This is a genomic window from Pseudomonas sp. AU12215, assembly GCF_001675465.2.
Taxonomy (GTDB): domain Bacteria; phylum Pseudomonadota; class Gammaproteobacteria; order Pseudomonadales; family Pseudomonadaceae; genus Pseudomonas; species Pseudomonas nitroreducens.
Genome location: NZ_MACM02000140.1, coordinates 18,143 through 32,630 on the forward strand (window position 1 = coordinate 18,143; position 14,488 = coordinate 32,630).

Genomic DNA, 14,488 nt, shown 5'->3' on the forward strand with positions numbered 1-14,488 from the left:
ATAAAATCAGACACTGCCCGCAGCGACCTATACTGGCCGCTCGTGATGCACTCTCGAATGACACAACCCAAAGCGCAGGATGGGGCGACGCGCATAGCGCCCTACGTCCCCAACTAAGCAGCCCCCAGGATCGCCCCATGACTACGTTGACCAGCACTCCCCGCGCCGATGGCTTCCGCATGCCGGCGGAATGGGAACCCCACACCCAGACCTGGATGGTCTGGCCCGAGCGGCCGGACAACTGGCGCCTGGGCGGCAAGCCCGCGCAGGCCGCCTTCAGCGCCGTGGCCCGCGCCATCGCCCGCTTCGAGCCTGTGACCATCGGCGTTTCCGCCGGCCAGTACGAGAACGCCCGCGCCCAGCTGGCCGACGCGGCCAACATCCGCGTGGTGGAAATCAGCAACGACGATGCCTGGGTGCGCGACACCGGCCCGACCTTCGTCACCAATAACGACGGCGAAGTACGCGGCGTGGACTGGACCTTCAATGCCTGGGGCGGCCTGGAAGGCGGCCTGTACTTCCCGTGGCACCGCGACGACCAGGTGGCGAGCAAGATCCTCGGCATCGAGCGTTGCGACGGCTACCGCACCGAAGGCTTCGTGCTGGAAGGCGGCTCGATCCATGTGGACGGCGAAGGCACGGTGATCACCACCGAGGAATGCCTGCTCAACCACAACCGCAACCCGCACATGAGCCGCGAAGAGATAGAGGCCGTGCTGCGCGAGCACCTGGCCATCGACAGCGTGATCTGGCTGCCGGACGGTCTGTTAAACGACGAGACCGACGGCCACGTCGACAACTTCTGTTGCTACGTGCGCCCCGGCGAAGTCCTGCTGGCCTGGACCGACGATCAGAACGACCCGAACTACGAGCGCTGCCAGGCCGCCATGCGCGTGCTGGAAACCGCCCGCGACGCCAAGGGCCGCCAGCTCACCGTGCACAAGATGGTCATCCCCGGCCCGATCCACGCGACCGAAGCCGAGTGCGAAGGCATCGACCTGGTGATCGGCACCCAACCGCGCGATCCGTCGATCCGCCTGGCCGGCTCCTACGTCAACTTCCTGATCGTCAACGGCGGCATCATCGCGCCGCGCTTCGACGATCCGGCGGACGCAGAGGCCGAAGCCACCTTGAAGCGCATCTTCCCCGAACACGAAGTGGTGATGGTGCCGGGCCGCGAGATTCTCCTGGGCGGCGGCAACATCCACTGCATCACCCAGCAGCAGCCGGCGCCGCAGAAGCGCTGATTCGCTGAAGCTGATTTGCTGAAGAAAAGGGCCGTCGCTCCCACCGGAACGACGGCCTTTTTCATTGGCAGAGGAATGCCTCTGTAGGAGCGAGCTTGCGCGCGAACGACTTCGCGACGGGACTTGTTCGCGAGCAAGCTCGCTCCTACGAAGAGCAACGTCCGAAGGTGGGCGGCGACATGAAAAAGCCGCCGTCTCTTGCGAGAACGGCGGCTTTTTCAGCCTGAGAGAATTACAGCAGCGGGATGGTGTAGCTGACGATCAGGCGGTTTTCGTCCTGGTCGCGCTGGGTCGCAGTGCCCGAGCCGCTGACCGGCAGGCCACTGCGCAGGGCAGCGTTCTTCCAGGTGAAGCCCAGACCCTTGAGGGTGCCGTCCGGGATGACATAGGCCAGGGAGATATCACGCTCCCACTCGCTCTTGTCGCCGTACTTGGTGTCGATGTTATCGCCGTGCAGGTACAGGGTCTGGAAGGTCAGACCCGGCAGGCCGGCCTGGGCGAAGTCGTAGCCGTAGCGCACCTGCCAGGTGCGCTCGCCGGCGCGCAGGAACTTGCCGATCTGCACGTCGGTGATCAGGTAGGCCGTGGCGCCGTCGCCGTTGTTGATGAACGGGAAGTCACTGTCGCCGCTGAGCTGCTGGTAGCCGGCACCTAAGCTGTGGCCGCTGACGGTGTAGGTGAACAGGCCGCTCCAGGCGCGGTTGTCGACTTCACCCTTGGTTACGCCGTTGCCGTAGTAACCGCTGGTGTAGTAGTTCTTGTCGTGGCCGTTCTTGCCGTCGTCGCTGCTGTGGAAGTAGCGCAGGTCGCTCTTCAGCACGCCCGGGCCGATCGCCCAGTTGTGCTGCAGGCCGAGGAAGTGCTGCTTGTAGAAGTCCTGCAGGTTGCCGTAGTAGTACTGCAGCGTCAGGTCCTTGGTCAGCTTGTAGTCGGCGCCGCCGTAGTAGAACTTGTTGACGAATTCGCCGGTGCGCGCGTTATTGGCGCCGGCAATGGACAGCCCTTCGTTGTTGCTGGAGCTACGGCCCTTCATGTGCTCCAGCTGGCCGCCGAGCAGGGTCAGGTCCTTGAACTCGTTGGAGGTGACCTGGCCGCCTTCGAAGGTCTGCGGCAGCAGGCGACCGTCGTTGTAGGTCACGACCGGCAGCTTGGGCAGCAGGGTGCCGTATTGCAGCACGGTGCTGGAAACCTTCACCTTGCCGGTGGCGCCCAGGTGGGAGAAATCGTCGACCGCGCGGCCGTCACCATCGGTGGGGAAGACAGTACCGGAAAAGTTCGAGCTGGTCGGGTTGTAGTGTGTGCCTTTACCGCTGTCGAGACGGACGCCCAGCAGGCCGAGGGCGTCGACGCCGAAGCCCACGGTACCTTCGGTGAAGCCGGAGGTGTAGTTGAGCAGGAAGCCCTGGCCCCACTCTTCCTGTTTGCTCGGATTGGCGGGACCGTTGCGGTTGTCGGTGTTGATGTAGAAGTTGCGCAGGGTCAGGCTGGCCTTGCTGTCTTCGATGAACCCAGCGGCGACGGCGGATTGCGCGAGGCCTGCGGCAGCGATGGCGAGCGCGAGGCCCGATTGCGTGAGAGTGCGGCTTTTCATTGGAATTTCCCCATTTTATTGATCTTGGAAACACGCCATTCGCAACAACGACTGGCTCCCCCGGGAGTCCGACCGAATGGCAGGCAGCGGCCGCGACGTGGCGAGCACGACGGGCATGCAGGATTCGTTGGTTGTTTCGACGCCCCGCTAGGCTGGAGCGACGCGCAGGCAGGCGGACAGGGATACGGCAGAAGATGGGAAGGGCATGGATCGATTCTCGTGTCTTGTTGTTGTGGCGATGCGCTGGGCATTCGCCACCTGACAAGGCAATCCCCAGGCCAACCGGCCTACCCTGTCCGACACTCCCGTCTTTCCGGCCTCCGGCTCGACTCTCGAGCCATTCCCCAGGGCCGGATCAGCGGAAAACCGCCACCCCATCACCTCTGGCCGGCGGCAAACCGCCAACCCCTTCCGCTCTGTCCGAGACAGCTCGCGGCAACGCAGGGCAACGATAAAAGAACCTTCATAAATCCAAAAAGAATTAATTCTTAATATGTAATGTCTTTATGGAATATATGATACACCTCTCAGCCGCGTTCGACTGCTCATCGCTGGAGGTACCTCCAAAGGCAACTCCGGCGTAGGAATCCATACACGGTGGAACGCCAGGCAAAAAAAACCCGCCGGCGCTGCAACGCGGGCGGGTTCGGGGCCTTGTGCTAGGGGAAGACCCCAAAGGAGAGCGGCGGAATCGCTTCCGCCAGTAGGAGTGGTGCTGCTCGGCACCGGATGGCGGCGATGATGGCCAGTCGGTGATGAAGAGTCGATTCCAAAGAACCGCCCACAGCCGTAGGAATATTCGCGACTGCTGTGGGCGGAAGCCTGGCATTCCCGCCGGTATCAGGCCTGGGCGTCAGTTGCCCACTGCCGCACTGGTGGCGACGATCGAGGCCGACGGCAGCAGCTGGCTGATGAAGCGGTTCCAGCGAGTGATGTTGGCCGGGCCGATGAACACTACGTCCTGCGGCTGCATGGCGAAGTCCTTGGCCAGGGCGTAGGCGGTCGGACGCTTGGCTTCCAGGTGGAAGACCTGCGCCTGGAAGGTACCCTGCCCCTTGCCATCGGCCTGCTGCGGGTTGCCGCGGATCACGTACACGGAGTCACCATCGGAGGTTTCCGGGGCCAGGCCGCCGGCGTTGCCCAGCACTTCCAGCAGTGACAGGCCGGTGGTGCGGTAGGTCACGACCTGCGGGCGTTCCACCTCGCCGACCACATAGACTTTCTTGCGGTCGTTGTAGGGCAGGTGAACCTGGTCGCCGTTCTTCAGGTAGATGCCGCTGAGCGTCGAGCCGGAGCGGTTCAGCGCGTCGACGTCGATCACGTATTCGCGGCCGTCACGCTTGAGCGTCAGTCCGGACAGGTCCGCCTCGCCGGCAATCACTCCCGCTTTGCTGACCGCCTGCACCAGAGTCGTGGGCGTGTTGTTCAGCTCGACCTGGCCGCCGTTCTGGAAGGCGCCGGAGAACACCACGTGCTGGCTGGCATAGCGCAGCACGGTGACATCCACCTGCGGGTCGACGATGCCCTTGTTCGCCAGCCGGCGGGCCAGGCTCGAACGCAATTGTGCCGGGGTCTGCCCTTCGGCTCGCACCACGCCAGCGTAGGGGAAGAAGATGTTGCCGTCGGCGCCGACCACGCGGCCGTTGGCTTCCATCTGTTGGGTCGAGCCGGGGCTGGTCAGTTCCGGGTGGTCCCAGACGGTCACCAGCAGTACGTCGCCGCCGCCGATCACGTAGTCCTGTTGCGGCGGGCGGTAGTTCAGCAGCTCCGCGGGCACACCGGGCCTGGCGGCGAACGAGGCCTCCTGGCGCTGCAGCACCTGTGGCGTGATAGGCACGAGGGTAATGTTCATCCCCTGCTTCTGCGCCTCGCGCTGGACATCGGAATCCGTCATGTACTGACCGGGGGAGAACACGCAGCCTTGTAGCGCCAGACTGCCGACTACAAAGCTGAAAGCGAGCAGGTTTTTCATGGCAATCCTTCCTTGAAACGAGTGTGAAAACTCAGTAGGCGTTGCGGTGTACGAAACCCTTGAACAGGGTCAGCAGGACGATCTTCAGGTCCCACCAGACGGACCAGTTCTCGATGTAGTCCAGATCGAACTCGATGCGTTTCTGCATCTTCTCCAGGGTGTCGGTTTCGCCGCGCCAGCCGTTCACCTGGGCCCAGCCGGTGATGCCCGGCTTGACCTTGTGACGCAGCATGTAGCGGCTGACCTGACGCCGGTATTGCTCGTTGTGCGCCACGGCGTGGGGGCGTGGGCCGACCACGGACATGTCGCCGAGCAAGACGTTGAAGAATTGTGGCAGTTCATCCAGCGAGGTGCGCCGCAGGAAGGCGCCCAGCGGGGTGATGCGGCAATCGTTGCGCGAGGCCTGGGTGACGGCGGCGCCGTCTTCCATCACCGTCATGCTGCGGAATTTCCAGACGCGGATCGGCCGGCCATCCATGCCGTAGCGGGTCTGGCGGAACAGCACCGGGCCGCGCGAGCTGAGCTTCACGGCCACCGCGATGAAGAGCATGGGCACGGCGATCAGCAGCAGGATCAGCGAGGCCAGCACCACGTCCTCGATACGCTTGAGCACGGCGTTGGGGCCATCCATGGGCGTGTCGAAGATGCTGATGGTGGCCAGGCCGTTGATGCTTTCGCTGCGCGCGTGCAGCAGGTCGAACATGAACAGGTCGGGGATCAGGTACACCGACACGGTGGTATCGGACAGCTCGCGGATCAGCTCGTTGAGCAGCGGCTCGCGGGACAGGGGCAGGGTCAGGTAGACCTTGTCGATCTGCCCCGAGCGCGCGGCTTCGATCAGCGCCAGGCGATCCCCCTTTACCGGCACCCGCTCGCCCAGCTCCATCTGCTGCGGGCGGTCGTCATAGAAGCCGATCAGGCGCAGCCCCATCCACGGGGCATTGAGGATGGTTTCGGCGAGCCTAGCACCGACCTCTCCGGTGCCGTAGATGGCCACGTTGCGGCTGTTGAAGCCATGGCGCCGGGCGACGCGCAGCAACATGCGGATGGCCAGGCGATAGCCGCACATGATCAGCAGCGCGGCGGCGAACCACCCCAGCCGGCGCGGCTCCTCCAGCTCCACGTGGCGCAGCGAGATGTCCAGCAGCAGCACGGCGAAGAACGCCAGCGACCAGTACAGGGTGACACTCAGCGACTCGCGCAGCAGCGACTCGCCGCGCCAGGAGCCGTAGAGCTGGTTCAGCTCGCCGAGCCAGTGGAACAGCATGACGCAGAGCAGCACCGAGACCCAGATCTGTGCGTCCAGTACGCCATTGCCGGCGCTGAGCAGAATCACCCCGCTGAGCACGATCACCAGGATGTCGCTCAGGCGGTGCGCCAGCGAGATCAGTGACTGGTGCGCACGCAGAATTCCTTTTGTCTTGTTGGGCATGATGACCTCGCGATGTCCGGCATCGCTCCTTGTGCCGCTGCTTCGTTATCGCAGTCCGTTAACGGACGCAGGGCCGGCGAACCCGCCTCGGGTTCGCCGGGTGCGAATTCACTGTCGCTTGTCCAGCAGCAACTGCTGCAGGTAACGGCCATAGCCGGTCTTGCTCAGCCGCTCGGCCTGCAGGGCCAGGTACGTTTCGCTGAGCCAGCCCTGCTGGAAGGCGATCTCCTCAAGGCAGGCCACCTTCAGTCCCTGGCGCTGCTCGATGGTCTGCACGAAATGGCCGGCTTCCATCAGCGATTCGTGGGTGCCGGTGTCCAGCCAGGCGAACCCGCGACCGAGCAGGCTCACGTGCAGTTCGCCCCGCTCCAGGTAGAGGTTGTTGATGTCGGTGATTTCCAGCTCGCCACGGGCCGAAGGGCGGATCTGGCGGGCCATCTCCACCACACGGTTGTCGTAGAAATACAGGCCGGTGACGGCGTAGTTCGAACGCGGCACGCGCGGTTTCTCTTCGATGGAGAGCACGCGTCCCTGGTCGTCGAACTCGACCACACCAAAGCGCGCCGGGTCCGCCACCTGGTAGCCGAACACGGTGGCGCCCTGGGTGCGCGCCGCCGCTTCACGCAGGGTTTCGGTGAAGCCCTGGCCGTAGAAGATGTTGTCGCCCAGCACCAGGCATACCGAGTCATCGCCGATGAACTCGGCGCCAATCAGGAAGGCCTGGGCCAGGCCATCCGGCGAAGGCTGCGCGGCGTACTGCAGCTGCACGCCGAACTGCTCGCCGTCACCCAGCAGGGCGCGGAAGTTCGGCAGGTCGGTGGGCGTGCAGATCAGCAGGATGTCGTCGATGCCGGCGAGCATCAGTACCGAGAGCGGGTAGTACACCATCGGCTTGTCGTAGATCGGCAGCAGCTGCTTGGACACGCCCAGGGTGATCGGGTGCAGGCGGGTGCCGGAGCCGCCGGCGAGGATGATGCCCTTCATGATCTGCCTCCTTGCTTGGCGATCTGTTTGGCGTCGAAGCGCGCCGGGTAGCCCGAGCGCTCCATCAGAAAGGTGTCGATCAGGCTCGACAGACGCAGGGCGGAGATGTCCCAGGAGTAGCGCAGGACATTCTCCTGCCCCAGCCGGCAAAGGTCGGCGCGCAGCTGGTGGTCGAGCAGCACGCGGCGCAGGGCGGCAGCGATGCCGGGCGGGTCGAGGGGGTCGAAATACAGCACCGAGTTGCCCAGCACTTCGGGAATCGAGGCGCTGCTGGCGGCCACCACCGGGCAGCCGCAGGCCTGCGCTTCCAGCGGTGGAATGCCGAAACCTTCATACAGCGACGGAAAGGCGAAGACGGCCGCGTGGCGGTACTGCTCGATCAGTTGGTCGTCGTCCAGCCGTCCCAGCCAGCGCACGCGATCGCCCTGCCCGCTCTGCTGCAGCTGCGCGTCGACGAAGCTGCGGTTGGCGGCGCCGACGATGCGCAACTCCACGTCCAGCTCACCCAGCAGGCGGAAGGCTTCGATCAGCCGCTGGAAGTTCTTGTGCGTGGCCGGCGAGGACACCGCCAGTACATAGGGCCGCTCGGGCGTCGCCGGTTCCAGGCCGGTACAGAACTCGGCGGACACCGCGTTGGCGATCACATGGATGCCCTTGGGGTCGACGCCATAGTGCGTGGCGATCTCCTGGCGGGAGAATTCGCTGACCGTGACCTGCGCCAGCGAGCGGCGCAGCAGCAGGGGAATCATCACGCGGTACAGGGCGCGGAACTTCCAGGAAAAACTTTCCGGGTGGCGCACGTAGGTAATGTCGTGGTGCGTCATCACCTGCCGCGAGTACGCCAGTGGCGCCGTGCTGCACAGCGAGACCAGCAGCGGCCGGCCGTGGTGCGCCAGCCATAGCGGCAGGTCGACCTGCTCCCAGAGGTGCCCGCCGTTGCGCCCGACCTGCTCGACGTTCAGTTGCCGGGCGATCTCCGGGCGAAGGATTTCCCCTGGCGGCGCCACGAAGTGCAGGTCGCTGCGCAGGCGTGCCAGCGACAGCGATATCTGCTCGGCGAAGCGCTGCACACCGCTCAACTGCTGGGTGAGGAAACGCGCGTTGATCACGATCATGAAGGGTTCTCCGCGAGGCGTCAGCGCAGCGACAGTTGCGGGGCCGACGCGCTGCGCACCAGGGTGGGCGACTCGTCGATGCGGATGCTGGCCTGGCAATCGCCGCCGTCTGCGGGGCATTGCCAGGGCACCGGCCGGCCCTCGCGGCGGGCGATGCCATCGACGGCGTCCAGGCGCCAGAGGGTGTCGATGCTGCCGGGCTTGCTGGTGATGTTCAGGGTCTGTTCGTGGCCCAGGGTCCAGGCCACCAGGATTTCCTCGCTGGCCTTGGCGAAGCGCAGCAGGTAGACGTTCGGGTCCTGGTTGGGCACGCGGCCGACGAAGCGGTAGCGGCCGATGATGTCGGCGACGCTGGCCATGGCGTGGTAGGCCGGCTTGGGTTGGCCGCTGGCGGTGAGCAGGCCGAAGTTGTGTTCCATGTCCGTGCGGTCGATGCCGTCGTCCACCAGGTCATACCACCAGGCGCCCTTCACATTGGGCAGGCTGCGCACCAGCACATAGGCGCGGGCCAGGTACGCGGCCTGGCGTTCGCGGCTGATGCCGCAATCGCCTTCGTGGGCCGGCCAGCTGAATTCGGTGAAGTACAGCGGCACCGGCTTGCCGGCGGCGTTTTCCAGCTTCTGGTTGACGCCCTGGAACCAGTTGAGCCAGGCCTCGGGCGTGGACATCTCGCCCTCGCAATACACCGACGGGTGCAGCGAGATGCCATCGGCCACATCGAGCACGCCACCACCGGCGATGCGTTCGGCGAAGCCCTGGCGGATGCCCTTGAGGGTGACGGCGCCAGCGAGCACCTTGGCTTGCGGGTCTTCCTCGCGGATCACCTTGGCGGCGGCGCGCACCAGGGTCAGGTAATCGTCGCTGAAGTCCTTGTCGGTGGCGTTTTCCGAGTCCCACTCGTTCCACACTTCGTAGAAGGCGACCTGCCCCTTGAAGCTGCGGACCACGTAGCGCACGTAGCGCAGGTAGCCCTCGCGGGAGGCGTCGTCGCGCGGCTTGGCATTGCCGTAGAACTGGTTCTCGTTGCCCAGGATCAGCAGCGTGCTGATACCCAGGCTGCGCGTGCTGCGCAGCTGTGCGCGCCACGCGGCATCGATGGCCAGCTTGCCGCGCTCGCGCTCGACGCTGGACCAGTAGGCGTCGTCGCGGAACGAGGTGATGCCGGCCTCGCGCCCGAGGCGATTGATGCCATCACGGTTGCCGGCGCGGATGTTCTGGTGGGTGCTGGCGCCGACGATGAATTCCGCTGCACCGGGGTTTTCCACCGGCGCCTGGTTGGCCAGGGTGCGCGGCGACTGCAGCAGGCCACCGATCAGCAGCGCGCAGGCCAGCAGGCTGAGCATGCCACCCTGCAGGCGCAGGGTGCGCGGCGCCGGTTGCGGCGCGGCCTCACCCGGCAGGCGCAGGGCGCGACCGATGGCCAGGCCGAGGAACAGGCTGGGTATGGGCGATTCGAGTACGTCGCTGGTCCAGCCGATCAGCAGGATGCAATAGGCGATCCCCAGCAGCGCGCGGGCTTCCTGGCCGGGCTGGCGCTGCAGGCGCATCAGCATCGGCACCCCGAGCAGGTAGAGGGCGACGCCGGCCACGCCGAACAGGCACCAGAGGTAGAGCAGCGAATTATCGGCCACCGCCAGCTGCTCGACACCGAAGATCGGGAAGGCGGCATAGGCGCTGCCGGTCATGCCCAGCCCGGCGCCGGTGTAGATCCAGCCGTTGTAGTCCATCACCTTGATCAGGTTCGGCCAGGTGTTGACCAGGCGATCCACCATCGACCCCATCAGGTTGTCGCCAGTGGCGCTGGCCAGGTAGGGGTCGACCTGCGCATACAGGCCGTACAGCGGCAGCAGCAGCGCGCCGAGAACCACCAGCAGCGCGGCGAACAGGAACAGCAGGCGCTGGCGGGCAATGCTCATCACCATCAGGGCGAGGAAGAAGGCGCCGGCGGAGGACTTGTTGGTGGTGTGCACGATGCCCACCAGCGCCACCGCGTAGAGCAGACCGCGTGCCAGCAGGGGCAGGCGGAACGACCCCAGGTAGAGGCTGAACACCGCCAGCATCATCGCCAGGCTGGAGGACATCCGCGAGAACCCGGCGATGCGATCCAGGCCGTAAGCGCTCCAGGAGCGGTTGGCGCTGACCTCGACGCCGCCCATGGAGTAGGTGTAGCCCTTCCACGGCACATTGATCAGCAGGTCCAGCGCGATGCCGATGAGGGAGGCGACCAGGCAGAAGGCGATGATCCAGCCCACCGCCTTGCGATGCATTTCCAGGTAGGGGCCGCAGAGCAGGCCGAACAGCAGCGGCGCGTAGATGAACACGGCGAAGAAGCCGCTCTTGAACTCGGCGCCATGCAGCCGCCCGAGCAGCAGCGAAGCCGCGGCGAGGATCAGCAACAGCCACAGCCCGCGCTGCTGCGGGCGGGTGATCAACTCCCAGGCCACGGCGATGATGCAGGCCACCTTGGGCAGGTAGACGATCGCCGACAGTCCGGCCTGGTCGGTATAGAAGCGCAGCGCGCCGTTGAAGGTCTCCACCAGCAGCAATGCCACCAGCACCCCGAGCGCCAGCAACGAGCGGTCGAAGGTCACACGACGGTCGAGCTCAAAGCGTGGATACGGGGATTGCAGTTCCATGCTGGACTCCGCGGGTAAGCAGGGTGTGGCGCAGGATGGTTTCGTACTCGTCGAGCATCCGCTCCAGGCTGAGCATCGGCGCCACGTATTCATGGGCTCGCGAGGCGAGGCGCTGGCGCAGCGCCGGGTCCCGGGCCAGGCGCTGGATGGCATCACCGAGCGAGTCGGGCTGGTCGGGCGAGCAGAGCAGGCCGTTGATCTCGTCCTGGACGACTTCCACCAGCCCGCCCATGCGCGAGGCGATTACCGGCAGGTGATGCGCGCAGGCCTCCAGCGCCACCAGGCCGAAGGACTCCGGCGACAGGCTGGGGACCACGGCGACGTCGATCTCGGCAAAGAACTCGGAGGCCTTGCGGTAGCCGACGAAGTGCACGCGCTGGGGGTCGGCGGCGGACTTCAGCTGGTTCACGTAGGCCGCGTCGCCGCGTCCGGCGATCAGCAGCGAGGCATCGTCGCCGCGCGCCTGGAACTGCTCGATCAACCACTCCACGCCCTTGTTCGGCGTCAGCGCACCGATGAAGCCGAAGCGCAACGGGCGGCGCCCGGAAGCCGGCGGCGCGACAGGCACTTCTGCCATCGGCGAGCCGTTGTAGACCACGTGGGTCTGGCTGCCGGAGAAGTAACCGGCGTCGAGCAGCGTATTGAGCTGGTAGCGACTGACACCGACCACCGCGTCGACATCGCTCGAAGCCGCAGCATGGGAGCGCCGCAACAACGCACAGGGGGCGCATTGCTGCTCGCAATGGCGGCCCTTGTTGAAGCGCACACCACGCGGGCAGGTCAGGTACTGGTCGTGCAGGACCTGCACGATGGGCAGGCCGGCGGCACGGATCGCATCCCAGGCGGAGATCGACCAGCCCGACAGGTTGTGGCAGATCACCACGTCCGGCTCGACCTCTTCGAGCACCTTCGCCAGCACACTGCGCATGCCGCGGTTGTAGCGGTCCAGCCCGTGCCAGGCGAGGCGTTTCAGCGCGCCTTGGCTCTTGTCGTCGAAGGGCCAGTAAAGGTTGCGCAGGCCGGCTCGCAGCACCGGCACGCCGTTCACCGTCTCGCGTTGCAGGCCGGCGTCCGGCCCGGTGCAGAGCACCTGCACCTCATGGCCGCGTGCGCGCAGGCCCTCGGCCATGTGCTGCAGCATGACCTCCGCCCCGCCGCCGATGTGCGGGGCGTAGAGGGTGTTGAGCAGCAGCAGTCTCATAGCGGGTAGGCCCGGTTCATGCCGAGCGCACCGGCTTCGCCATCGCGGATCGCCTGCAGCAGCAGGGCCAGGCGGCTTTCGCGCTGGTGGCGGCGGGCGAAGAAGTGCAGCAGGCGGATGAACACCCAGCGGTTGAAGCGATACATCAGCGGCGAGGTCACCCACAGGTTCTTGTCGAACCACGCCTGGTTGCGCGCGGCGTAGTAGGCCCGCAGGTCGGAGCTGCCCAGCAGGTAGGTCTCGTAGATGTTCGAGGTGCGCGCCTTGATGTTCCAGGAGTTCTCCAGGTCATCCAGGCCCGCCTCGGGCACCAGGTAGAGGTGGCCACCCAGGTTGCCGATACGGAAGGTGTATTCGGTGTCGTCGGCGTACAGCACCAGGTCGCGGCGCGGCAGGCCGATGCGGCGGAACAGATCGGCATGCCCGAGCAGGCCGCCGTAGTAGGCGAACGGCAGCTCCAGCAGCGGCTGCGCCGGGCGCGGCTTCGGCTTGCCCCAGGGCGTGCGGCGCCAGAGTTTGTAGGGCAGCTGGCGAACGTGGAAACCGAAGTAGCTGGAGCGCGGCGGCGTGATGAAACGGGTCGGCACTCCGGAAGCGACGTCGGCCTGGTGGGTCGGGCGGAAGCCCAGCACGGCCGTGTTGTCGGTGCCATGGCGCAGCGCGCAATCGATCAGGCGCTGCTTGAGCAGCGGGAACGAGCCCGGCGTCGGCGCGTTGTCGTCATCCATCAGCCAGATGAAGTCGCAGCCGCTCTTCAGCGCGGCCTCGATGCCCACGGCATAGCCATTGGCCGAGCCGGTGTTGCTGTCCAGCTCGATCACCTGCACGCGGTTGGGCCAGAGCATGAACAACTGGTCCAGTTCAGCCACCGAGGCATTGCTGACGACGATGGCGCGGGTGATGTCCTTCTCGCGGAAGGCGCGGGCCAGCAGCTCTTCCAAGTACTCGAGGCGGTCGCCATAGGTCAGCGTCACCAGCACGGTCGATCCATTCATCTCGCCACACCTCCTTGCAGTTGATCCTGTGAGAGTCGAGCGCCTCAGGCGCGCCAGCCGTCGTTGCCAACCACCGCCGAGAGCTGGCTGAGCGGGACCCGGATGCGTTGTTCGCGTTGCAGCAGGTTGAGCAGGATCAACCCGCGCTCGGTGCCGTCCTCGCAGAGGAAGATCGCATCCACTTCGCAATCGCCTGCGCACTTCACGCGCACCATCTGCCCTTCGTGGAAGCCGCTGGCACGGCGCTCCGGCATGGCGGCCAGGCGCTGGCGGATGCCTTCCACCAGGTCGTCGGCCACTGCCAGCGGCTGCGCGCCAAAGCTGACGAGGCGCGCCACGCCACGGGTGGAGCGGATCGGGAACCAGTTGTCGTGCTGCTGATCGAGGCGGATGAACAGGTAGCCGGGGAACAGCGGCTGCGCCCGGCCGCCCTGCCCCACCACCGGGCGGTAGCAGGAAAAGCCCTGGCGGCCGAGGTTCTCCTCGGCGCGCAGCTCCTGGTGCGGCTTGGTCTGGATCAGGTACCAGCGGTATTGCCCGGCAGTGGAGATGGCGACGGCGCTCATGATTCGTACTCTCCGAGGATGTCCGAGGAGGGCGCGGGCCGCTCCACGGTGTAGCGGCCCAGCAGGCGCTGCAGTTCGTCTGGCGGGTTGAACATCAGCACGTCGATGATCGACAGGCTGGGGACGAAATCCGGGCCGAACTGCGGGTAGCTCACCGGCTCCATGCGCAGGAACTGCAACTCCAGGCCGTGGGCGTTGAACACGTCCGGCGAGTACAGGTGGCGGCCACCTTCGGGATTGAGGTAGACGTCGCCACCGGTCTGCTTCACCGCTTCGATCAGGCGCTGGTCGCGCCCGATGTCGTCGGCCAGGTCCAGCTCGGAGACACGCGTCATCGGCGTGTCGATCTCCATGTACTGGCAGATGCGGCGGATCGAGTGCTCGGCGAAGTGCGACAGGTTGCGCTCGGGGTGTTCGAGGATTTCCTCCAGCAGCGGCATCACCTGCTCGTAGCACGGCGCACGGTGGTAGGCATGGCGGATCGTGTGCAGCAAGCGCTGGTTGGTCAGCCGCATCTCGTCACTCAGGCGTCGTTCGTTGATCGCCTGGGTCTGCGAGCCCTGTTCCAGAGGAAAACTGAACTGCCAGATCTTGCCGCCGACCAGCACCCGATTGCGGTTGATCCAGCCGCGCCGGGTGTACTGCAGGCTGTCGCCGAGAATGAACAGACTGCTCGCGGCGATCAGCTGGAAGTACCCCAGGTAGGGGAACAGGTACGGCTGCATCAGGCTGACGATATGGACCATGTC

The 14,488-nt window shown here is 65.7% G+C and carries 11 protein-coding genes; 1 reads left to right on the forward strand and 10 read right to left on the reverse strand.

Translation table 11 applies throughout. From position 1 onward, the window contains the following. The first annotated feature begins 137 nt into the window (after positions 1 to 137). On the forward strand, positions 138 to 1,247 hold the full coding sequence (gene aguA / locus A9513_RS19275; protein ID WP_065085317.1) for an agmatine deiminase: 1,110 nt from the start codon (positions 138 to 140) through the stop codon (positions 1,245 to 1,247). A 232-nt stretch (positions 1,248 to 1,479) separates the two neighbouring features. Here aguA and A9513_RS19280 read toward each other — a convergent pair whose 3' ends face one another. The 10 genes from A9513_RS19280 to A9513_RS19325 all read right to left on the reverse strand — a co-directional run bounded on the left by A9513_RS19280 (position 1,480) and on the right by A9513_RS19325 (position 14,485). Further along, a complete protein-coding gene (locus tag A9513_RS19280; RefSeq protein WP_065085318.1) occupies positions 1,480 to 2,838 on the reverse strand; it encodes an OprD family porin in 1,359 nt (452 codons plus the stop codon). 853 nt (positions 2,839 to 3,691) lie between these two features. Next, a complete protein-coding gene (locus A9513_RS19285) occupies positions 3,692 to 4,810 on the reverse strand; it encodes a polysaccharide biosynthesis/export family protein (protein WP_024762136.1) in 1,119 nt (372 codons plus the stop codon). A gap of 31 nt (positions 4,811 to 4,841) precedes the next feature. Then, positions 4,842 to 6,242: an undecaprenyl-phosphate glucose phosphotransferase gene (locus A9513_RS19290; RefSeq protein ID WP_024762135.1), complete on the reverse strand. Its 1,401-nt coding sequence runs from the start codon at positions 6,240 to 6,242 to the stop codon at positions 4,842 to 4,844. Between the two features lie 108 nt (positions 6,243 to 6,350). Beyond that, a complete protein-coding gene (gene rfbA, locus A9513_RS19295) occupies positions 6,351 to 7,226 on the reverse strand; it encodes a glucose-1-phosphate thymidylyltransferase RfbA (protein WP_065085319.1) in 876 nt (291 codons plus the stop codon). Next, complete coding sequence (locus A9513_RS19300) at positions 7,223 to 8,341, reverse strand: glycosyltransferase family 1 protein (RefSeq protein ID WP_065085320.1); 1,119 nt, start codon at positions 8,339 to 8,341, stop codon at positions 7,223 to 7,225. Before A9513_RS19300 ends, rfbA begins: the two co-directional genes overlap by 4 nt. Positions 8,342 to 8,361: 20 nt before the next feature. Further along, positions 8,362 to 10,977, reverse strand: coding sequence for a hypothetical protein (locus tag A9513_RS35095; protein WP_083196171.1), 2,616 nt, complete (start codon positions 10,975 to 10,977; stop codon positions 8,362 to 8,364). After that, on the reverse strand, positions 10,946 to 12,178 hold the full coding sequence (locus A9513_RS19310; RefSeq protein ID WP_065085321.1) for a glycosyltransferase family 4 protein: 1,233 nt from the start codon (positions 12,176 to 12,178) through the stop codon (positions 10,946 to 10,948). Before A9513_RS19310 ends, A9513_RS35095 begins: the two co-directional genes overlap by 32 nt. Further along, positions 12,175 to 13,173, reverse strand: coding sequence for a glycosyltransferase (locus tag A9513_RS19315; protein ID WP_065085322.1), 999 nt, complete (start codon positions 13,171 to 13,173; stop codon positions 12,175 to 12,177). The genes A9513_RS19310 and A9513_RS19315 overlap by 4 nt, the downstream gene beginning before the upstream one ends. Positions 13,174 to 13,217: 44 nt before the next feature. Beyond that, positions 13,218 to 13,739: a transcription/translation regulatory transformer protein RfaH gene (rfaH, locus tag A9513_RS19320; RefSeq protein WP_089285854.1), complete on the reverse strand. Its 522-nt coding sequence runs from the start codon at positions 13,737 to 13,739 to the stop codon at positions 13,218 to 13,220. Beyond that, entirely contained in the window at positions 13,736 to 14,485 is a 750-nt protein-coding gene (locus A9513_RS19325; protein ID WP_065085323.1) for a WbqC family protein, read from the reverse strand. Before A9513_RS19325 ends, rfaH begins: the two co-directional genes overlap by 4 nt. Between the last annotated feature and the right edge of the window lie 3 nt (positions 14,486 to 14,488).

Coding starts and splice junctions, on each gene's coding strand:
- aguA (WP_065085317.1), top strand. CDS start 138: ATGACTACGTTGACCAGCACTCCCCGCGCCGATGGCTTCCGCATGCCG.
- A9513_RS19280 (WP_065085318.1), bottom strand. CDS start 2,838: ATGAAAAGCCGCACTCTCACGCAATCGGGCCTCGCGCTCGCCATCGCT.
- A9513_RS19285 (WP_024762136.1), bottom strand. CDS start 4,810: ATGAAAAACCTGCTCGCTTTCAGCTTTGTAGTCGGCAGTCTGGCGCTA.
- A9513_RS19290 (WP_024762135.1), bottom strand. CDS start 6,242: ATGCCCAACAAGACAAAAGGAATTCTGCGTGCGCACCAGTCACTGATC.
- rfbA (WP_065085319.1), bottom strand. CDS start 7,226: ATGAAGGGCATCATCCTCGCCGGCGGCTCCGGCACCCGCCTGCACCCG.
- A9513_RS19300 (WP_065085320.1), bottom strand. CDS start 8,341: ATGATCGTGATCAACGCGCGTTTCCTCACCCAGCAGTTGAGCGGTGTG.
- A9513_RS35095 (WP_083196171.1), bottom strand. CDS start 10,977: ATGGAACTGCAATCCCCGTATCCACGCTTTGAGCTCGACCGTCGTGTG.
- A9513_RS19310 (WP_065085321.1), bottom strand. CDS start 12,178: ATGAGACTGCTGCTGCTCAACACCCTCTACGCCCCGCACATCGGCGGC.
- A9513_RS19315 (WP_065085322.1), bottom strand. CDS start 13,173: ATGAATGGATCGACCGTGCTGGTGACGCTGACCTATGGCGACCGCCTC.
- rfaH (WP_089285854.1), bottom strand. CDS start 13,739: ATGAGCGCCGTCGCCATCTCCACTGCCGGGCAATACCGCTGGTACCTG.
- A9513_RS19325 (WP_065085323.1), bottom strand. CDS start 14,485: ATGGTCCATATCGTCAGCCTGATGCAGCCGTACCTGTTCCCCTACCTG.